Source organism: Nocardia sp. NPDC059691, assembly GCF_042733915.1.
Lineage (GTDB): Bacteria > Actinomycetota > Actinomycetes > Mycobacteriales > Mycobacteriaceae > Nocardia > Nocardia sichangensis.
Genome location: NZ_JBHWFB010000006.1, coordinates 331,365 through 350,434, shown reverse-complemented (window position 1 = coordinate 350,434; position 19,070 = coordinate 331,365). Strand labels below are relative to the sequence as shown.

The 19,070-nt window shown below is 67.6% G+C and carries 18 protein-coding genes; 5 read left to right on the top strand and 13 right to left on the bottom strand.

The features are described 5' to 3' along the window. Positions 1–6: 6 nt before the first annotated feature. On the bottom strand, positions 7–1,008 hold the full coding sequence (locus ACFV2O_RS16230) for a YafY family protein (RefSeq protein WP_364425683.1): 1,002 nt from the start codon (positions 1,006–1,008) through the stop codon (positions 7–9). On the opposite strand from ACFV2O_RS16230, the gene ACFV2O_RS16225 reads away from it, so the two are divergent. Continuing rightward, positions 1,008–2,234, top strand: a complete 1,227-nt coding sequence (locus ACFV2O_RS16225) for an epoxide hydrolase family protein (protein ID WP_379252449.1) — start codon at positions 1,008–1,010, stop codon at positions 2,232–2,234. The genes ACFV2O_RS16230 and ACFV2O_RS16225 overlap by 1 nt on opposite strands. A 114-nt stretch (positions 2,235–2,348) precedes the next feature. Here ACFV2O_RS16225 and ACFV2O_RS16220 read toward each other — a convergent pair whose 3' ends face one another. After that, entirely contained in the window at positions 2,349–3,188 is an 840-nt protein-coding gene (locus ACFV2O_RS16220) for a LysR family transcriptional regulator (RefSeq protein ID WP_379252448.1), read from the bottom strand. A gap of 105 nt (positions 3,189–3,293) precedes the next feature. Between ACFV2O_RS16220 and ACFV2O_RS16215 the strand changes: the two genes are divergently transcribed. After that, a complete protein-coding gene (locus ACFV2O_RS16215) occupies positions 3,294–4,019 on the top strand; it encodes an SDR family oxidoreductase (RefSeq protein WP_379252447.1) in 726 nt (241 codons plus the stop codon). A gap of 73 nt (positions 4,020–4,092) precedes the next feature. Continuing rightward, a complete protein-coding gene (locus ACFV2O_RS16210) occupies positions 4,093–5,016 on the top strand; it encodes an NADP-dependent oxidoreductase (RefSeq protein WP_379252446.1) in 924 nt (307 codons plus the stop codon). Positions 5,017–5,257: 241 nt separating this feature from the next. Here the strand turns inward: ACFV2O_RS16210 and ACFV2O_RS16205 are convergent, their stop codons facing one another. Beyond that, positions 5,258–5,770 (bottom strand): helix-turn-helix domain-containing protein, encoded by a 513-nt coding sequence (locus ACFV2O_RS16205; RefSeq protein ID WP_355077966.1) that lies wholly within the window; start codon positions 5,768–5,770, stop codon positions 5,258–5,260. A gap of 134 nt (positions 5,771–5,904) precedes the next feature. Here ACFV2O_RS16205 and ACFV2O_RS16200 point away from each other — a divergent pair, with 134 nt between their 5' ends. Next, on the top strand, positions 5,905–6,858 hold the full coding sequence (locus tag ACFV2O_RS16200) for an NmrA family NAD(P)-binding protein (RefSeq protein ID WP_379252445.1): 954 nt from the start codon (positions 5,905–5,907) through the stop codon (positions 6,856–6,858). A gap of 337 nt (positions 6,859–7,195) precedes the next feature. Here the strand turns inward: ACFV2O_RS16200 and ACFV2O_RS16195 are convergent, their stop codons facing one another. Genes ACFV2O_RS16195 through gmd form a run of 8 tightly spaced genes read right to left on the bottom strand, consistent with a single transcriptional unit; the run spans position 7,196 to position 17,045 of the window. Beyond that, entirely contained in the window at positions 7,196–8,545 is a 1,350-nt protein-coding gene (locus ACFV2O_RS16195; RefSeq protein ID WP_379252444.1) for a cytochrome P450, read from the bottom strand. 11 nt (positions 8,546–8,556) lie between these two features. After that, a complete protein-coding gene (locus ACFV2O_RS16190; RefSeq protein WP_379252443.1) occupies positions 8,557–9,834 on the bottom strand; it encodes a flavin-containing monooxygenase in 1,278 nt (425 codons plus the stop codon). After that, on the bottom strand, positions 9,831–11,399 hold the full coding sequence (locus ACFV2O_RS16185) for a glycosyltransferase family 87 protein (RefSeq protein ID WP_379252442.1): 1,569 nt from the start codon (positions 11,397–11,399) through the stop codon (positions 9,831–9,833). Before ACFV2O_RS16185 ends, ACFV2O_RS16190 begins: the two co-directional genes overlap by 4 nt. Positions 11,400–11,454: 55 nt before the next feature. After that, entirely contained in the window at positions 11,455–12,633 is a 1,179-nt protein-coding gene (locus ACFV2O_RS16180) for a nucleotide disphospho-sugar-binding domain-containing protein (RefSeq protein ID WP_379252441.1), read from the bottom strand. A gap of 4 nt (positions 12,634–12,637) precedes the next feature. Beyond that, entirely contained in the window at positions 12,638–13,822 is a 1,185-nt protein-coding gene (locus ACFV2O_RS16175; protein WP_379252440.1) for a class I SAM-dependent methyltransferase, read from the bottom strand. Between the two features lies 1 nt (position 13,823). Continuing rightward, positions 13,824–14,771, bottom strand: a complete 948-nt coding sequence (locus ACFV2O_RS16170; RefSeq protein WP_379252439.1) for a GDP-mannose 4,6-dehydratase — start codon at positions 14,769–14,771, stop codon at positions 13,824–13,826. A 1-nt stretch (position 14,772) separates the two neighbouring features. Further along, complete coding sequence (locus ACFV2O_RS16165; RefSeq protein ID WP_379252438.1) at positions 14,773–16,026, bottom strand: class I SAM-dependent methyltransferase; 1,254 nt, start codon at positions 16,024–16,026, stop codon at positions 14,773–14,775. Next, positions 16,023–17,045: a GDP-mannose 4,6-dehydratase gene (gene gmd, locus ACFV2O_RS16160; protein ID WP_355077957.1), complete on the bottom strand. Its 1,023-nt coding sequence runs from the start codon at positions 17,043–17,045 to the stop codon at positions 16,023–16,025. The genes ACFV2O_RS16165 and gmd overlap by 4 nt, the downstream gene beginning before the upstream one ends. A gap of 116 nt (positions 17,046–17,161) precedes the next feature. Between gmd and ACFV2O_RS16155 the strand changes: the two genes are divergently transcribed. Beyond that, positions 17,162–17,890, top strand: coding sequence for a polyprenol monophosphomannose synthase (locus tag ACFV2O_RS16155; RefSeq protein ID WP_379252437.1), 729 nt, complete (start codon positions 17,162–17,164; stop codon positions 17,888–17,890). Here the strand turns inward: ACFV2O_RS16155 and ACFV2O_RS16150 are convergent. Together ACFV2O_RS16150 and ACFV2O_RS16145 are read right to left on the bottom strand one after the other, a co-directional pair. Next, positions 17,868–18,593 (bottom strand): hypothetical protein, encoded by a 726-nt coding sequence (locus ACFV2O_RS16150; RefSeq protein WP_379252436.1) that lies wholly within the window; start codon positions 18,591–18,593, stop codon positions 17,868–17,870. The genes ACFV2O_RS16155 and ACFV2O_RS16150 overlap by 23 nt on opposite strands. 58 nt (positions 18,594–18,651) lie before the next feature. Then, complete coding sequence (locus tag ACFV2O_RS16145) at positions 18,652–19,065, bottom strand: hypothetical protein (protein WP_356966209.1); 414 nt, start codon at positions 19,063–19,065, stop codon at positions 18,652–18,654. Positions 19,066–19,070: the final 5 nt, after the last annotated feature.

Below are 19,070 nucleotides of genomic sequence, written 5' to 3'. Positions count from 1 at the left end.
ACCACGTCACAAGGCCCCGCCCGTCGGTGGCGACCAACGACGTCGACCCGACGACGGGGCGAGCGCGCGCTGGTAGCGCTCGCTGATCGTCCGCAGGGTCCGCACCAGTTCGGGTGAGTCCACGATCTCGAAGTCGGCGCCAAGCAGCCCGAGGTAGAGCGCCAGCATTTCCGGATGGTCGGAGCCGGGTTCGAACGCGCACCGGTCCTCGCTCAACGGCTCGACGTCGACGGGAATCGGGAGTCGGCTGCGCACGTGATCCGCGGGTGCGTGCACGATCACCCTGGCGCGGAAGCGCCACGTCGACTCGCCGATTCCGCGGGCGACTCGTGCGGTGATCTCATGGTCGGGCGGCAGCGGCCGCGGCGTAAAGCGGGGGCCGGTCGGTGTGCGGGGCCGCATCCTGTCGACGCGAAAGGTCCGCCAGTCGACGCGGTCGAGGTCCCAGGCCATCAGGTACCAGCGTTGTCGATCGTTGATCAGGCGATACGGCTCCACCGAACGCCGACCGGCGGCCCCCGAATGCGTCTGGTAGTCGAACCGCAGTCGTTCATGGTCGCGGCAGGCGTCGGCGATCACGGTCAGCACATCCGGGTCGACGAGCGGGCCGCGCGGGGGGAGCGCGAGGGTGTGCGACCCGAAGGCGTCGACGCGACGGCGCAGCCGCGACGGCAATATCTGTTGCAGTTTCGTCAGTGCACGCAACGAGGTCTCCTCGATGCCCGCGATGGAACCGGCTGCGGCGCTGCGCATCCCGATCGCGATCGCGACCGCTTCGTCGTCGTCGAGCAGCAGCGGCGGCAGCGCACCTCCGACACCCAGCCGGTACCCACCGTCGACACCCGGCCGAGCCTCGACGGGATAGCCGAGCCGTCGCAGGCGGTCGACGTCGTTGCGGACGGTGCGCACGGTGACCTCCAGTCGAGCGGCCAACTCGGGTCCGGTCCAGTCGCGGCGCGCTTGCAGCAGCGAAAGCAGACGAAGCAGTCGTGCCGAGGTTTCGAACATTGATCGATCTTCTCCCGAATCGAGGAACCAACCTTTCCGCAATGGCAACTACCTTATGTTTCACCGGCGCGAAACGCTCGCCCGAGCCGACGGAGAGAACCCCAATGAGTGACGCAATTCAGCCCTTTCGCATCCACATCGCGCAGTCCGATCTCGATCACCTGCACCACCGGCTCGCCGATGCCCGCTGGCCGGCCGAGTTGCCCGATGCCGGCTGGAACCGCGGCATACCGCAGCTCTACCTGAAGGAGCTGGCCGAATATTGGCGCACCGGCTACGACTGGCGTGCGCAGGAAGCCGTGCTCAATACCTATCCGCAGTTCACGACCGAGATCGACGGCCAGCGCATTCATTTCCTGCACGTCCGCTCCGGCCGAGCGGACGCGACGCCACTGCTGATCACCCACGGCTATCCCAGCTCCATCGCCGAATTCCTCCACCTCATCGAGCCTTTGGTCGACCCGGCCGAGGGGCCTGCGTTCCATGTGGTCGCGCCGTCGCTGCCCGGTTACGCCTTCTCCACTCCGCTCAGCGCGACCGGCTGGGCGATGGGCCGCACCGCGAACGCGTGGATCGAGCTGATGCGCAGGCTGGGCTACCAGCGCTACGGGGTTCACGGCGGCGACGTCGGCGCAGGCATATCCGGCCTGGTCGGCGCCCGCGACAGCGAGCATGTCATCGGCGTCCACGTCGTGACCGATCCGCTGACCGCCGCCAATGTGGCGACGTTCCTTCCCGGAATGGCCGAGCGCCTCGATGCCGACGACCCGGTCGACAAGCTGATCCTCGAGCGCATGGACGCGTTCCGCAAGGAGGGTTCCGGATACTTGTCGATCCAGCAGAGCCGACCGCAGACCATCGGTTACGGTCTCGTTGATTCGCCGCTACTGCAGCTGGCGTGGATCGCCGAGAAGTTCGAGGAATGGACCGACTTGCCGATCGATCGCGACCAATTGCTCACTACCGTCAGCCTTTACTGGTTCACCGGAGCGGGCATCACCGCGGCGCACACCCTCTATGACCAAGCGCACTCTTCGGATTGGGGCGCGCCCGCGGTACCGCAGGGTTTCGCGGTGTTCGGTGCGGACGAGACCGTGCGCAAGGTGGTCCCGGCGCCGCCGGACGCGCACTGGACCGAATTCGAGCACGGCCTGCACTTCCCGGCCATGGAGGCGCCGGCTCAACTGGCAGCTGATCTGCGAACATTCTTCGAACATCTGCGATAGCCCGAACCCGACGGTGCAGAACCTCGCGAGCCATCGCTACCCGGTCAGCCGGTAGCCGTCCCGTGGAGTGGTGATGCTCGGTGCAGCCGTGCGGCCGGCGAACAATGGTGCCGATCAGAGGCGTGTCGCGGTGCGGACGAGGTCGGCAACGGCTTTGGATCTGCTGTGTGGCGGCCAGGCGATGACGGTCGTGACCACCGGTGCGTCCGGCACCGCCACCACGGCATGATCGTCGCGTAGCTGAGTTCGCAGCGACTCGGGCACGACCGCACAGGCCAGTCCGAGCGCGATCAGCTGGAGCAGTTGGGTATGGTCGCGCACCCGCGGGCCGGGGCCGTCCGGATAACTTCCATCCCGTCGCGGCCAGCGCGGCAGAGGCAGATCCGTCTGGGCGTTGAGCTCGGCGAACGACAGATGCGCCCGGTCGGCGAGGGGATGACCCGCGGGCAGGACCGCCACCTGCTGTTCAGTATGCAGATCCTCGGTGTCGAATCCGGCTGTCGTGTCGTAGGGCCGGTGGAGCAGCGCAACGTCGGCACGCCCGTTGCGCAGCAGGCTTTCCGGTTCGCCGGGCCCGCACAGCATCACCTCGACGGCCACGGCGCCCGGTTCGGCGGCGTAGGCGTCCAGCAGCTTCGACAACAGTTCCCTGGACGCACCGGCCTTGGTGACCAGCACCACACCCGGCTGGTCGGCCGCGGCGCGGCGGGTGCGGCGCTCGGCGGCTTCGACCGCGTCGAGCGCGGTCCGGGGTTCGCGCAGCAGCACCGTCCCGGCCTCGGTCAAGGCGATGGCGCGAGCGGTGCGGTGCAGCAGAACGACTCCGAGCCGCCGCTCGAGCTGCTGGATGGCTCGCGAGAGTGGTGGTTGCGCCATGGAGAGCCGTTGTGCCGCCCGACCGAAGTGCAACTCCTCGGCGACGGCGACGAAATATCGCATCTCCCGCGTCTCCACCAGGCCATGGTAACCGGCGATGACCTCGACCGATACCCGTGCGGTATCGACGCAAACCCGACCGGTCTTGGACGCCGCACCCGCGACCGCAGCAGGATCGACGGTGTGAGTGAACAGACGATCGCGCTGGTGACCGGCGCGAACAAGGGAATCGGATACGAGATCGCCGCCGGCCTGGGCGCGCTCGGCTGGCGAATCGGTGTGGGCGCGCGGGATCGGCAACGCCGCGACACCGCGGTGGAGAAGTTACGCGCGGCCGGGACCGATGCGTTCGGTGTGCCGCTCGACGTGACCGACGACGCGAGCGTGGCCGCGGCGGCCGAATTGATCGCCGACCAGGCCGGCGGGCTCGACGTCCTGGTCAACAACGCCGCGATCACCGGCGACCTGCCGCAGACACCGACCACCGTCGATCCCGCGACCGTGCGAATCGTCGTGGAAACCAACGTGATCGGGGTCATTCGGGTCACCAACGCGATGCTGCCGATGCTGCGCGCCTCGGCCTCACCGCGAATCGTCAACATGTCCAGCAGCGTCGGCTCGCTCGCCCTGCAAACCACACCCGGCATCGACATGGGCCCGGTTCCCGCCGCCTACTTGGCGTCGAAGACCTTCCTCAACGCCCTCACTATCCAATACGTCAAGGAACTCAGCGACACCAAAATCCTGATCAACTCCGGCTGCCCCGGCTTCACCGCCACCGACCTCAACGGCTTTCGTGGCGTCCGCACACCGCAACAGGGGGCGGCCATCGCGATTCACCTCGCGACCCTGCCCGACGACGGACCGACCGGCGGATTCTTCGACGACGCCGGAACAGTGCCCTGGTGACAAGAACACCGGTGCCCACCGTTCCCGTTCTCGACGTCAGCCGCGCGCCGCGCGCCGAGGGAGAAGCAAGACCATGACAAAGGCAGTCAGATACGACGAGTTCGGCGGAATCGAGGTCTTGCGGGTCGACGACGTCGACCGGCCCGTACCCGAGGACGGGCAGGTCCTCGTGCAGGTAAGGGCGGCAGGCATCAATCCCGGTGAGGCGGCCATCCGTACCGGCGCGATGGCCGACATCTTTCCCTCGACATTTCCGTCCGGGCAGGGCAGCGACCTCGCTGGGGTTGTCGCCGAGGTCGGCGCCGGAGTCGACCGATTCTCGGTCGGCGACGAGGTGATCGGGTTCTCCGAGAAGCGGGCCGCCCAGGCCGAGCTGGTCCTGGTCGACGTCGACAACCTCACACCCAAACCGCGCAACGTCTCATGGGAGGTGGCGGGCGGCCTCTACGTCGCAGGCGTGACCGCCTGGCGGGCAGTGCATTCCGTACAGCTCGAGCAGGGTGAGGCCGTTGTGGTCTCCGCGGCGGCCGGCGGAGTCGGCTCGCTCGCCGTACAGCTCGCTCGCCGTGCCGGAGCCACCGTCATCGGCCTGGCGAGCGAGCGCAACCACGAATGGCTGCAAAGCCACGGCGTGATTCCGGTAGCCTACGGAGCCGGCGTCGCCGAACGGATCGAGACCGCCGCACCGGGCGGCGTCGATGCCTTCATCGACACCCACGGCGGCGGCTACGTCGAACTGGCCCTGGCTCTCGGCGTCTCGGCCGAACGGATCGACACCATCGCCGATTTCGCGGCAGCCGCGAAGTACGGAGTCAAAACCGAACCCGGAACCGACGCCAGGCCGGGCGCCGAGGTGCTCGCCGAATTGGCCGTCCTGATCGCCGACGGGCACCTCGAAGTCCCGATCGCGAACGTCTACCCGTTGGCGCAGGTCCGCCAGGCCTACACCGAACTCGAACGCCGCCACACCCACGGCAAAATCGTGCTCGAGCCCTGACCTGCACCGACACAATGCAGCCTGCTCCGAACGGCCTCGCCCATGGCCGCGGCGCGTGCCTCCGTGGTGATGTGCAACGCGGACGGACCAGGCGAATCCCGACCTGCCCTGGCTTCGAACGCGTCCGAAAGGCCGAACTGCATCGAGTTGCGGTAGCCGCGGCTGTCGCGGCTCGACACATCAGGCCGTTGCTCCGCGCGGTTTTTCCGTCCGGCAGCAGTCCATCAAAGGAGACGTGCACTTAGTTGGCGCCGCGTCGGCGCCGCGCCTCCCGCAACTCGGGGTCGAGACGTTCACGCATGAAACCGTCGGCCCCTGGGCCGGCGAGGAAGGCGAGGTCGACGGCCGAGAGGGGGCGTCCGCTGTGCTGGTCCACGAGGCCGGGCATGACCTCCTCCCCGGTGTCCCGATCGGTGAGGACCACGCTCGGCGCATCCGATCCCGTGTGTTTGCGGCCCCAGGCGTACAGGGCGACGAGTACCGGAGAGAGGTCTCGCCCCTTGTCGGTGATGACGTACTCGTAGCGGGGCGGGGACTGGCTGTAGCGCCTGCGTTCGAGCAGCCCGGATTCGACCAAAGTGCGCAATCTCCTGGTCAGCATATTCGGGGCGATGCCGAGGTTGCGTTCGAACTCGTCGAATCTGGTGAATCCGTCCAGCGCGTCGCGCACGATCAGCAGCGTCCACCAGTCGCCGACATACTCCAGAGCGCCCGCAATCGGGCACCCCATCGCCTGGAAACTCGTTCGCCGCACCTGCTGATCCTTTCGTCATCCACAGTAACCCTACAGTAACTTGCATAATAGTAGTTACCAGTTCTAGCGTGGGCGTCGCAGCCGGACCACGAGCTGCCACATCTCACCCTGGTGAACGATCGGAAGGCGCACTTGTGACTTTCTCCCCCGACAGCCCCCGAACCACCACGCTCGTCATCGGTGCGGGCGGACGACACGGCGGCACCGGCTCACATGTCGTGCGGCGTCTTCGTGAACACGACTGCGGGGTCCGCGTGCTGGTCCGCGCGGATGACGAACGCGCACAACACCTTCGCGCTCTCGGCGCGCAAATCGTCGTGGGCGATCTGCTGGATCGCCGGACGCTGGATGCGGCCGTGCGGGACGTGGACACCGTGTATTTCACCTATCCGGTCGCTCCCGGCATCGTGCAGGCCGCCGCCAATCTCGCCTCCGCGATCCGGCACGCCGAGACCACGCCGCGACTGGTCGTGATGTCCATGGCGGTCTCGGCCCCCGACAACCCCAGTGGGCTGGGACGCGCGCAATGGGCCGCTGAACAGGTGCTGTCCTGGGCGGGACTGGAACCGACGATCTTACGGATCAAGGCCCTGTTCTACGAGAACATCGTGCTGTTGCACGCCGGATCCATCCGCCAGACCCGCAGCTTCGCCAACAGTTTCGGCGATGCGGCGGTGCCGTGGATCAGCGGTCTCGACGCCGCCGATCTCGCCGTGGCGGCGCTGACCGACCCGGCGCGATACCCTCGCGGCACCACGCTCTACCCGCAGGGGGCGACCGTGCACAGCCACGCCGAGATCGCCGCTCTCATCGGTGCCGAAACGGGAACACCGGTCCGATACACCTCCATCCCTGCCGGTCAATGGCAGCGCGAACTGGAAGCCCTCGCACACAACGGCACCGAACCATCCGTCAATCCAGCCATGGCGCAGCACATTTCGGCCATCGGCGCGATGTTCTCCCAGCTGCCCTCGGCCCCGCCGGGCGATACCACCGCACTCACCGAGGCCATCGGCCATTCGCCGCAGACGTTCGCCGAGTTCCTCCGCGAACACAGTCACCAGTTCGTTGCGGCCCCCGGACGTTGATCCATCGGGTCCGGGCGTGTGCGCACTGAGAGCTGAACAGCGTGCGACCGCCGCGGAGGGCTGCCCCCTTCGACACCACCGTCTGACCGTTGGTCGATGGATGATGCAGTGGGGTCGCCCTCGGCCCGCGCCGCGGTGAGCGGCTCGGGCCGAGGGGGTGCATCGCAGCGCGATCGTGGGCACTGCCCGGTGTCGATTTGGGAGCCCCCTTTGCCCACGTGTGGACACTCGCGCGTACCCGAACCGGTCCATGCCTCGAACTGGCCCATAAAGGGCACTTACTGGCACCCCGTCAGGCATGCTCGAAGCTCCTGAAGTGTGCGGCCACGGCGGGAGGTCAGGTCGTCACGGGTTCGGTGACGCGGCGGACCGGGCGGATGCGGATGCCGAACTCCGGGCGCAGGTTCACCGAAGCCAGCGGCACCACCGGGTGGGTGTCGTCGAGTTCGAGGCGGAAACGCTGCACCGTCATGGCCAGGATCAGCACCATCTCCGTCATCGACATGTCCTTGCCCAGGCAGATGCGGGGGCCGCCGGAGAACGGGAAGAACGCGAACTTGTGCCGTTCGGCCACGGCGGCGTCGGCGAAACGCTCCGGACGGAACTGCTCCGGGTCGTCCCACAGACGTTTGTCGCGGTGGACGTAGTACATGCACAACGTGACCCGCGCGCCCGCGGGCACGTGGTAGCCACCGATCTCGTCATCGGCGATCGGCGTGCGTTCGACGATCCAGGCGGGCGGATACAGCCGCATCGTCTCCTCGATCACCATGCGGCAGTAGCTGAGCTGTCCCAGATCGGCGAAGGTGGGCGTGCGGTCGCCGATCACGGAGCGCACCTCCTCGGCGAGTCGCTCTTGGATCTCGGGATGGGTGGCCAGCAGGTAACACGCCCACGACAGCGCGTTGGCCGGTGACTCGTGACCGGCCACCAGCAAGGTCTTGATCTCGTTGAGCAAGTCCTCCTCCCGCATGCCCTGCCCGCCCTCGTCGCGAGCGCGCACCAGCGCGGTGAGCACGTCGCTGGTGTCGCCGCCGCGGCGGCGTTCGTCGATGAGATGGCGCACCACGTCGTCGAGTTCGCCGACCTTGCGCGCGACCCGGCGGGCCTCCGGCGTCGGGAACGACTGCGGTAGCTTCACCGGCGCGTTCACCCGCTTCATGATGAGCGCGAACGCCGCGCGCATCGCGTCGGTCACCTGTGTGGTGTCGGTGGACAGGTCGATGCCGAACAGGATCCGGCCGGTCACCGCGAGCAGCAGCTTGACGTAGTCGTCGTAGATGTCGCGGAATTCTCCGGCCGAGGCGTCCCAGCTGTCGAGCATCGCCGCGGCGCTGTCGGTGATGTCGTCGGCGAAACCCTTGACGTGCGAGTGGGAGAACGCCGGGGAGATGAGTTTGCGCTGTCTACGCCAGTACTCCAGGTTGTTGGTGGTCAGCTGCCCGTCGCCGAGCAGGATGCTGAACTCGTCGTAGATCGGGCTCTTGCGATAGTTGGTGTAGTTGTCCTTGAGGACGTACTCGGTCATCGCCGGATCCGCGACGAGGTAGACCAGCATCGGGCCCGCCTTGACCCGCACGACGTCGCCGTAGCCGTCCAGCAACGCGCCCACCGTCGTCAGCGGGTTCTTCGCCAGTTTCGGTAGCATGCGTCCGGTTTCCACCAGACCGGGCCCGGGTGCTTTCATGGTCCGACCTTTCACTTCAAGAGCTTGGCGTGCTTGCGCAACTGGTTCACGTAGTCCTGTTTCTCCACCACCAGCGGGTACTGATCGCCGTGATAGAGCCGCAGCCCGGCGTACAGGTCGGGCTGGCGGCCCTGGGTGGCGCGGTCGAAACGCTCGACCCGCACCGGGCCGTTCGCCTTGGCGCGAAGATATTCGGCGACCAACTCGGCCTGCTTCTCGTAGACGTCCCAGTGCGAGCCGATCGGGCGCACCATCCCGATCACGAACAAGTCGCGGGTGTGCGGCGGAAAGATGTTGAGATACAAATCCGGTCGCAGGCTGCCGTCGGCCCAGTTCAACAGAGTTCGATCGACGACGGGGTAGTTCGGCACGAACCCGGTGGCCAGCACCACCAGGTCGACCTTCTCCTCGGTGCCGTCGGCGAACGTCACCCGGTCGTCGTCGATCGATGTGACGTCGGGTTTGGGTGTGATGTCGCCGTGCGTGTAGTAGTGGTGCAACTGGTCGCCGAGCATCGGGATGACGATGCCCTCGGCGAAATCGGGCACCGGAAGCCCGAACGAGCGGGAGCGGCCGCGCAGATAGGAGAACAGCCGCTCGAAGGCCCGCTTGCGCAGCGGCCGCCACATCCGGCCCTGCAGCATGCTGTCGGTCGGGCGGCCCAGCATGTACTTGGGCATGCAGTAGAACCCGCGCCTGCTGCTGTGCAGGGTCAGCGCGGCGTTTACCGCGCAGTCGGACAGGATGTCGGCCGCCGACTGCCCGGCCCCGATCACCAGCACCCGCTTGCCGAGCACCTGTTCGGGATCGCGGTACTCGCTCGAATGCAGCACGGGCACCGTGCCCGAGCCGGGGATGTCGATGCGGCGCGGGGTGCGGTCGTGGCCGGTGGCGATGACGACTCCCGCGTAGCGTCGCTCGGATCCGTCGGCCAGCGTCACCGACCAGCCGTCATCGCCGGGCTCGACGTGCTGCACCGCGGTGTTGAACCGGATGCGCGGCCACAGCTCGAAAGCGTCGGCGTAGGCGTTGAGGTAGCGCAGCACGAGTTCGTGCCCGGGATAGTCGGGATAGTCCTCGGGCATCGGAAACCCCGAAAACGCCTGCACCCCTTTGGAAGCGATCACGTGAGTGTTGCGGCTGACCGGCGAGTCCGGGCGCCGGGCGTCCCAGATCCCGCCGATACCGTCGGCCGCTTCGAGTACCTCGAAATCCAAGCCGTGCGCGGCGAATTCGCGTGCGGTCGCCAGACCGGCCGCACCCGCGCCGATCACGCAATAGGTGCTCATGCCGCGGAGACCCGTTCCGTTCGAGGGGAGTCCTCCTGCGGCGGCGTTGCTTCCGGCTCGGTGCCCGCGCTCGCCCGCCAGGCCACGAAGAAGCAGGCCACGTAGATGATCGTCTGCGCCACCAGCGTGAAGTAGACGTTCTCGTTGTAGACCGCGATGATCAGCCAGGCCACGGTCAGCAGGGCGACGGTGCGTTTGCCGCCGCGCATCAGCCCCGCGTACACCGCCAGCATCCACACCGCGCCCACCGCGATGTACACCCACGGCCCGAACGGCGCGCGGAACGACGCCAGCGTCAGCACCGCCAGCCAGATGGCCAGCTGCTCGGCGCGCACCCGCGGCCCTTCGGCCCCCGCCGACAGCCGCCGGTGGATGCGCACCGCGGTGACCGCCACCAGGATCAGCAGCAGCAAGGTGTAGACGTTGGTGATCAGGCGAGCGGGACCGACGGGATCGCCGATGTCCCAGCCCATGATGTTCGCCTTGTAGGGCAGCCCGAACGGCGAATAGTTGACCAGCTGATTGGCGCGTTCGACCAGCACGAACTGGTGAAACTCCCCGCTGGCCAGCCGCTTCCAGGTGCCGTCGGAGAAGAACTGCCGCCACGGCTCCCAACCGAAGATCGCCAACGTCGCCAGCGAATACAGGCCGCCGAACACGGCCGTCCAGGCCGCGGGCCGCCAGCGCCGCTGGACCAGCAGATAGACCAGCAGAATCGCCGGGGACACCTTGGCGACGATCGCGAACGCCAGCGCCGCGCCGCCGAAGATGTTGCGCCGCAGATGGAAAAGCGCCATCGCGCCCGCACCGCCGACATACAGCACCAGCACGTGGACGTTGCCGATCTGCATGGTCGCCAGCGTCGGCAGGCTGATCCACACCACCGGGGTCAGCGCCGCCAGCACCCCGCCCTGCCTGCCGCCGATCCAGCGGGCGATGGCGAACATGGCCACCAGCACGATCGCCACGTACAGCGAGTAGTACAGCGCCCGCAGCGTGGCGAAGTCGTGGCTGAACAGCAGCAGCAATCGCGGCAGCAGCAGGAACGGCGGCGGGTAGAGGTAGGCGTCGCGATCCTGCGGTGTCACCGCGGGCAGGATCGAATCCGCCTGGGGCGACTCGTAGCGGTGACGGTCGTAGAGACCGGCCGGGTCGTGTTCGGCCATGAGCGCGCCGCTGATGTAGCCGGACAGGTGGGTCTTCTTGACCAGGAAGTCGTCGTCGGCCGACAGCGAGGCGTCCACGTTGTCGGCGTCGAGGATGAACTGCGTCAACCGGGCCAGGACCGCGACGACGAGCACGATCACCAGGCTCCACAGCACCCGCACCACGATCGGTTTGCTGCGCACCACCTCCCGCCACTCGTCGGGCACCCTCGGCACGAACAGCACGAACAGCACCGCCGCGCACACGATGCCGAGCACGGCGGTCACGGGGCCCGGTAGGCCGGTGAGCGCGAGCACGATCATCACGACGGGGACGAGAATGCCGACCACGAACACCGCGTACATCGCGGCGTAGTAGTCGAGCGAACCACGGAACCTGGTCCATGTCCTGGATATCATCTGCAACCTACGGCTTTCGGTTCCCGCGCCGCCCGGTTCGGGCCGCGCGGACGGTCTATCTGGTCGCTGCTCCGGCGTGCTCGGCCAGCAGCGGAACAACCTGGGACACCACGTCGCCCGGTGCGGGCGCGGCGCGCAGGTCGGCGCCGATCTGTTCGGCGGCGGCGCGGAAACGCGGCTCGCGCAGCAGCGTGCGGATCGCGGTGGTGAGCGCCTCGACGTCGCCTTGCCCGGCAGCGGTCTCTGCGGTCAGCCCGGCCCCGCTGCGGACCAGGCCCCTGGCGTAATCGAACTGGTCGAACATCTGTGGCAGCACCAACTGCGGCAGGCCGAACCAGCCCGCGGTGAGGCCGGTGGTCGAGCCGCCGTGATGCACGAGCAGATCGCAGCCCGGCAGGAAGAGGTTCAGCGGAACCTCTTCCACGACACGGACATGGTCGGGCAGTTCGCCGACCGTGGCCCGGTCCGGTGCCGAGAGCGCGACGACGACCTCGGCGTCGTCGACGGCGGCCAGCGCGGCGAGCACGGACTCCAGCGGCCGGGGTCCGGTCAGGCCGAGCGTGCTGCCGCCCATGCAGACCGCGATCCGTTTGCGGCCGTGCTCGTTGCGGTGCCACGGCGGCAGCACGCCGGTGCCGTTGAACGGGACGTAGCCCAGCCGGATGCTCGGCGCGGCGTCGGGCGCTTGCAGCCGCGGCGGGCAGATGTCGAGCACGGCGACCGGGTCGGCCAGCCGCGTGCCCGCCTCCTCGGCGAGTGCGGCGGTGCGGTCGGTGAAAGGACCGCCGGTGGGGTCGATGCCCCAGCGGTGCACCAGCACCGGCAGATCCAGTTGCGCGCCGAGCGCGCGGCCGATGGTGGCCAGCGGGTCGGTGAGGATCACCTCCGCGCCCCAGTCGGTGGCTACCGCGGCGAACGTCTCGAGGTACTGGCGGGCGTGGTTGTGCCAGTTCTGCGCGGCGATCTGCCACAGGCCCTGTCCGCTGGACCGGTCGCGGTCGGCGAACAGCGGCAGCGGGAACATGCCCGGGTTCACCTGGGTACGCAACTGGTCCATCGGCACGTTCAGCGCGGTCACCTCGACGGCGTTGAGCCCCGAGCGCAGCGCTGTCGCCGTCACGTCGTCGCGCGAAGCGACCAGCACTTCGTGGCCCGCCTGGCGCAGCGCCCAGCAGAACGGCACCATCGCCAGCAGATGGCCCGACGAGGGCACCGGCACGACTAGAAACTTCATCCGATCACTCCTTCGGCTTCATCCACTCCATCGGATTGGTGTGCCGAGGCACCCATGATGGAGCCGATTGCTCGGCATTGCGGCGTTTTTCGATCACCACGATGTTGTGGTAGAAGTGCAGCGCCCCGATCCAGTCGTCGAAAGCGCCTGCCGCTCGGCCGGATTCCTTCTCGAATTCCTGGTGGTGCAGGGCGTCCACCAGGGTTTTCAGATAACCGATGGTGGTGGCCGGATCGTCGGTCGCGGTGCTGCTTCCGCCCCAGCCCGACCAGTAGGAGGTCTGAGTGTCCTCCACCACGTACAGTCCGCCCGGCCGCAGGTGGGCGAACAGCGCACCGAACGAGGCGATCACGTCGCCGCTGATGTGGCTGCCGTCGTCGATGATGATGTCGAACGGGCCGAGCGAGTTGCCGAGCCCGTCGAGAAACGCCGGATCGCCCTGATCGCCGCGCAGGGGTTGCAGGCGCGGCTCGGCGATGCCGGACTTGTCGAAGTAGTCCAGCCCGAACACCAGGCCGCGGCGGAAGTACTGCTTCCACATCCGCAGCGACGCACCGCCGACGTCGGGGGCGGTGTATCCGCCGATGCCCAGCTCGAGGATGCGGACCCGGCTGTCGCGCAGCGGCGCGAAATGCCGCTCGTAGTGCTGGGTGTACCAGTGCCCGCCCCACTTGTCCGAACCGAAGTGCAGCGACAGCGCGTCGAGGTCGTAGTGGTGGGGACGGCAGGCGGTGACGATGCGGTCGGCGGCGACGGCGGCGGCGTCGCGGGCCAGTCGCCACGGGTCGTCCGGGGCGAAACTGCCCGGCCCCGGCTCGTCCTTGATCGTGATGGCGCGGGTGCCCAGGGCGGCGTCGGGCGGTCCGTAGACCGCGCGCAGCAACTCCACCAGATCCTGGCGCACCACCAGCCACGGATCCTCCAGGGTGCCCGGCGCGATCGCGGGGTCGTCGGCGCCGAAGGTGACCAGGTAGTCCAGCTGTTTGCCCTCGTGGATCAGCTCGAACACCGCGGTCACCGGTTGCCCGGGGCGCGCGCCGTAGCCCGCGCGCCAGGCGATCTCCTTGAGCACCGCGTCGGCGACGGTCTCGGTGCCGATCTCGCCGATCCGGGCGGCGGTCTCCTCGGGGACGCCGTCGGCGACGGAGATCAAGTGGGCGGCGAGAACGTTCTCGTCGTTCAGGGTCACGTCATCCATCCGTTCCGCCGGTGCGTACCGGCCTCGATTGCTCAGCAAGGCGCACGCCCTCGGCGACGAGCATGGCCCGCACCATGCCGTGGAAATCCACCGAAGGGCGCCACCCGGTCCGCGCGCGCAACTTCCTCGCCTCGCCCACTCGCGGTCGCCCGCCGCGGGTGAGCACCGAGGACCGTTCGCGGACATGGTCGTGCCAGTCCAGTCCGGCCATGCCGAACGCCGCCGCGCAGAACTGCGCGACCGTGTGGTGTTCGCCGGTGGCGACGACGAACTCCTCCGGCTCGTCGAGCGCCAGGATCCGCGTCATCGCCTCGACGTAGTCTGGCGCGTATCCCCAGTCGGCGCCCGCGTCCAGCCTGCCCACCTCCACCGTGCCGGTCTCACCGCGCTGGATCCGGGCGACGGCGCGCACGATCTTGCGGGTGACGAATTTCTCTGCACGCAGCGGAGATTCGTGGTTGAACAGGATCCCGGCCGCCGCGAAGACGCCGCGGGCACGGTAGGCGCGGCAGGCCAGCAGGCCGGCCGCTTTGGTCACCCCGTAGATGGAGTCCGGCCGCAGCCCGCTGTTCTCGTCGCACACCGCGTCGCCGTCGGAGCCGAAGACGTGCGACGAGGCCGCGTAGAACAGGCGGGTGCCGGTGCGGTGGCGATCGATCGCCTCCGCGAAATGCTGCACCGGCAGCGTGTTCACGCGATGCGAGGCGCGGGCCAGCTCGTGCGGGTCGCCGTGGTCGTCCTGCGAGGAATGTTGCACCGCCGCCAGCAGGTAGACCTGCCGGGGGCGTTCGGCGGCGACGAGTTCCTCGACCGCGGCGGCGTCGGTGATGTCGACCGGGCCGTCGCGGCCGATGCGCAGCACGCGCTCGCCGCGCCCGGCGAGCAGGTCCGACAGCAGCGTGCCGTCCTGCCCGGCCGCGCCCGTGACGACGATGGTCATCTCACACCACGTCCAGTTCCGGCAGCGGGAACACCAACCGCCCGCCCGCCGCGCGGAAAGCGCTCTCCCGCTCCAGCATCATGGTGCGGAAATGCCAGGGCAGCACGAAGAACTGGTCGGGCGCCATGGCACGCGCCTGCTCCTCGGACACGATCGGGATCGCGCTGCCGGGGGTGAACTTGCCGAACTTGTCGTCGTTGACCTCCGCGATGCACGCCAGATCCTCCGGCCCGATCCCGCAGTGCTGCAGCACCACGTTGCCTTTCGTGGAGGCTCCGTACCCGAGCGTGCGCAGGCCGGCCTTGCGGGAGCGGTCGAAGAACTCCCGGACCTGTTCGCGGTGCTGGTCGACCCGTTTGGCGAATTCCGCGTACGGCTGCGAGGTGTGCAACCCGAGCGCGGACTCCTCGTGGCGCATCCGATCCAGCGCGGCGGCGTCGGCAGGCGAGGCGACTCCTTGCTTGCCGAGTGTGAGTGCGAAGCTGCCGCCGTTGACGGTATTGCGTTCCACCTCGAGCACCACGAATCCGCACCGCCGCGCCATCCACTCGATCTGGTCGAGGGTGTAGTACTCGAGGTGCTCGTGACAGATGGTGTCGTAGGAGGTGGTGGCCAGCATCGCGGGCAGATAGCTCTGTTCGAGCACCCAGATGCCGTCGTCGGCGAGGCTGTCGTACACCGCGCGCATGAACTCCAGCGGGCGCGGGACGTCGTAGAACATGGCGATCGAGGTGATCACCTTGGCCCGCCGCCCCTCGAGCACCGATTCGGCCAGCTCGTGGTCGAAGTAGCCGGTCACCAACCGCACGTGCGGCGGATAGAACCGGCGGAACTTCTCCCCCAGCGGGTCGATGCCCAGAATCGTCGCCGACCCTTCCGGATAGGCGCGCAGCAACGTCGCGTCGTTGCTGCCGATGTCGATCACCACGTCGTCCGGTGACAGCGGCACCCGCTGCCGGATCCTGTCCACCCGGTGGGCGAGGTGCTCGATCATGGATCGATTCAGCCCGGAGCGGTATCCGTAGCCGGGGGAATACATTTCGCCGAAGTCCGCGGTGTGGCGCAACTGCACCAGCCCGCACTCCTCGCTGCCTTCGGGCACGCAGCGCACCAACTCCAAGGGGTAGCGCGGCACCTCGGTGGGATCGGTGGCCGGGAACACTCCCGTCAACGCCATCGTGCCGAGGTCGACGACCGTTTCGAGCCGGGTGTTCCCGCACACCCGGCAGCCCTGCACCGCCACTGCTTGCGTCACGCGTTCTCCATATCGTGGGCGACCATCAACTCGACGAGTTCGGTGAAACTCGTCCGGGGCTGCCACCCGAGCTTCTCGCGCGCCTTGCTCGGGTCACCGGTGAGATGATGCACCTCTGCGGGGCGGAAATAGGTCGGATCGACCTCGACGAGCACTCGCGAGGTTCGTCGGTCGATCCCCTTCTCGGTCAATCCGGTTCCTTCCCAGATCAATTCGACACCGGTGGCGGCGAACGCGGTCTCGCACAGCTCGCGCACGCTGTGCGTCTCGCCGGTGGCGATCACGTAGTCGTCGGGTTCGGACTGTTGCAGCATGAGCCACATCGCCTCGACGTACTCCTTGGCGTATCCCCAGTCCCGGCGGGCGTCCAGGTTGCCGATGAACAACTTCTCCTGTTTGCCCTGCGCGATGCGCACCGCGCCCCTTGTCACCTTGCGGGTGACGAAAACCTCGCCGCGCCTAGGTGATTCGTGGTTGAACAGGGTGCCGTTGACCGTGTACATCCCGTAGGCCTCGCGGTGGTTGACCGTGATCCAGTACGCGTACAGCTTCGCCACCGCGTACGGCGAGCGCGGATGGAACGGCGTGCGCTCGCTGAGCGCCACGTCGTGCAGGCCGCCGTAGAGCTCCGAGGACGAAGCCTGGTAGAAGCGGGTCGCGATGCCGGTCTTGCGGATGGCGTCCAGGATGCGCAGTGTGCCGATCGCGTTGGTCTCCGCGGTGAACTCCGGGATCTGGAACGAGATGTGCACGTGCGACTGCGCGCCCAGGTTGTAGATCTCCGCCGGTCGTACGTCCTCCAGGATCCGGTTGAGACTGCTGGAATCCATCAGATCCCCGTAGTGCAGGAACAGCCGGCGTTGGGAATGGGTATCGGAATACAGGTGGTCTATGCGGTCGGTATTGAAATTCGACGCACGCCTGACAATCCCGTGCACCTCATATCCTTGCTGCAACAGGAATTCTGTCAGATAAGACCCGTCCTGGCCGGTGATGCCGGTTATCAGTGCCTTTCTCATCAAACCTCCAGCCCCGAGACTAACCGGTCGTCAAATGGCGGGCAATACCTATCTTTCGGTCGCCGCCGGTATTAGAATTCGATTGCATGAGCGCGGCCTCCGAAAAAACTCTGGTAATGATTCCGACGTACAACGAGCGTCGCAACGTGGGCCCGTTGCTCGCTCAGATCCTGGAACAGGGCTCCGATTTCGACGTCCTGTTCGTCGACGACAATTCCCCGGACGGTACCGGGAATCTGCTCGATGAGCTGGCCCGACAGCACGCGCCCCGCATCCATGTGCTGCACAGGGCGGGACGGCAGGGCGTGGGCTCCGCACACCAGGCCGGTATCCGCTGGGCATACGCGCAGGGATATGCGCACATCATCACGATGGATTCCGATTTCGCGCATCCGCCGTCGTATCTTCCGGCATTGCGCGCCGCTTCCGACGGTTTCGACATCGTGGTCGGATCGCGCTATCTCAAAGAGGACAGCCTCGCCGACTGGACTCCCTTCCGCAAGGTCCTCACCCGGGTCGGGCATTTTCTCACCGTGACACTGCTGCGGATGCCCTACGATGCCACCGGCGCGTTCCGATACTACCGGTTGGATACGGTTCCGGTGGCGGCTTTCGATCGCGTTCGCTCGACCGGCTACTCCTTCTTCTTCGAAAGTCTCTACATCCTCGCCGCCAATGGTTTCCGGATCGAACAGGTGCCGATCCACGTCCTCAACCGCACCGCGGGCGCGTCCAAGATGCGCACCCGCGATGTCGCGACCAGCGTGCGTTTCCTGCTGGTGCTGTGCGCGGAGAAGTACCTGCGCCCCGGCAGGCATCGCGTCACCTCGCCCGCGCATCGCTGACCCTCCGCCCGGCCAGCCAGTCGATCACCGCCGCCGCCTCCGGCCAGTCCGGGCCGGTGGCGGTGGTCGGGAACTGGTCGTCGACAACATTTTTGGCGAACTGCGAGGACGAGCCCACCGCGTCGCGTACCTCCGCCAGCGTCACGGTGGTGCGTGCGCCGACCTCGCGCAGGCCGGTGTCCTCCAGGTGGGCGGCGATCCAGTCGGCGCACCAGTCCACCGGGGCGAAACTCTGCCGCGAGCGGCCGCTGGCGAACACCGGACGGTCGGCGGCCATGTCGGCCAGCACACCCTTGCGGTAGTCGCCGCCGTACATCGGGCCGAGCCGGACGACGAAAGTGTCGCGGCCGGAACACATTCGCTCGGCTTCCGCGCGATGGCGGCCGTAGACCGTGTCCAGCTGGGTCCGTGCGGAGATGCTGCTGATCTGCACGAACCGGTCCCAGCGCCACTGCTCGCGCAGCAGGCGCGTCTTGTCCACCGTCTCCCGGCGATCGTCGCCGGGATGCTGCTCGGCCCAGAACCGCTTCGACGGGCAGGCGGCGTTGATCAGCACGTCGTAACGACCTGCTGTGCAGTGGGATTCGTGGTCGTCGCGCACCACGGGCACGACCTCCCATCGCCGCGTCCTGCCGAGCGCCTCGACCAGTGCGGCGCCCACGTATCCCGCGGCGCCGAGCACCGCCACCCGCATCCCGCTCATGCGAGGTCCTGTCCGGCACGGGCGGTCGCGCTGGTCGGCCGCACCGATATTCGGCCGCTCACGACTTGCCTTCCAAGGTGTGCGGCAGCGGCGCCACCTGCACGATCGGCGGATCGCACTCGTCCCACGGCTTGGTCAGCATCGCGACGAAGGTCAGCGGGGTGATCGAGTACACAGTGTGCATCACCCCGATCGGCGTGCGCGTGCAGATGCCCTTGCCCACATGGATGAACTCCTCCGGGCAGTCCGGATCCTCGTAGTCGTCCTTGGTCACCAGCACGCCGTTGCCCTCGACGAACAGCAGGTACTCGACGAAATGCGGGTGGTAGTGCAGGCCGCGCACCTTGCCGGGGTGCATGTAGATCAGGTTGAACTCGAGCAGGGGTTCCGGCGGGACCCAGGTGAAAATGCCACCGCGCCCGTCGCGGACGGTGTCGAGGTTGCACGACGGGGTGAGGACTTCGACCTTCATTACTG

Bases quoted from the DNA above. Each gene is read 5' to 3' on its own strand.
- ACFV2O_RS16230 (WP_364425683.1), bottom strand. From the start codon at position 1,008: ATGTTCGAAACCTCGGCACGACTGCTTCGTCTGCTTTCGCTGCTGCAA.
- ACFV2O_RS16210 (WP_379252446.1), top strand. From the start codon at position 4,093: ATGACAAAGGCAGTCAGATACGACGAGTTCGGCGGAATCGAGGTCTTG.
- ACFV2O_RS16195 (WP_379252444.1), bottom strand. From the start codon at position 8,545: ATGAAAGCACCCGGGCCCGGTCTGGTGGAAACCGGACGCATGCTACCG.
- ACFV2O_RS16190 (WP_379252443.1), bottom strand. From the start codon at position 9,834: ATGAGCACCTATTGCGTGATCGGCGCGGGTGCGGCCGGTCTGGCGACC.
- ACFV2O_RS16185 (WP_379252442.1), bottom strand. From the start codon at position 11,399: ATGATATCCAGGACATGGACCAGGTTCCGTGGTTCGCTCGACTACTAC.
- ACFV2O_RS16180 (WP_379252441.1), bottom strand. From the start codon at position 12,633: ATGAAGTTTCTAGTCGTGCCGGTGCCCTCGTCGGGCCATCTGCTGGCG.
- ACFV2O_RS16170 (WP_379252439.1), bottom strand. From the start codon at position 14,771: ATGACCATCGTCGTCACGGGCGCGGCCGGGCAGGACGGCACGCTGCTG.
- gmd (WP_355077957.1), bottom strand. From the start codon at position 17,045: ATGAGAAAGGCACTGATAACCGGCATCACCGGCCAGGACGGGTCTTAT.
- ACFV2O_RS16155 (WP_379252437.1), top strand. From the start codon at position 17,162: ATGATTCCGACGTACAACGAGCGTCGCAACGTGGGCCCGTTGCTCGCT.
- ACFV2O_RS16150 (WP_379252436.1), bottom strand. From the start codon at position 18,593: ATGAGCGGGATGCGGGTGGCGGTGCTCGGCGCCGCGGGATACGTGGGC.
- ACFV2O_RS16145 (WP_356966209.1), bottom strand. From the start codon at position 19,065: ATGAAGGTCGAAGTCCTCACCCCGTCGTGCAACCTCGACACCGTCCGC.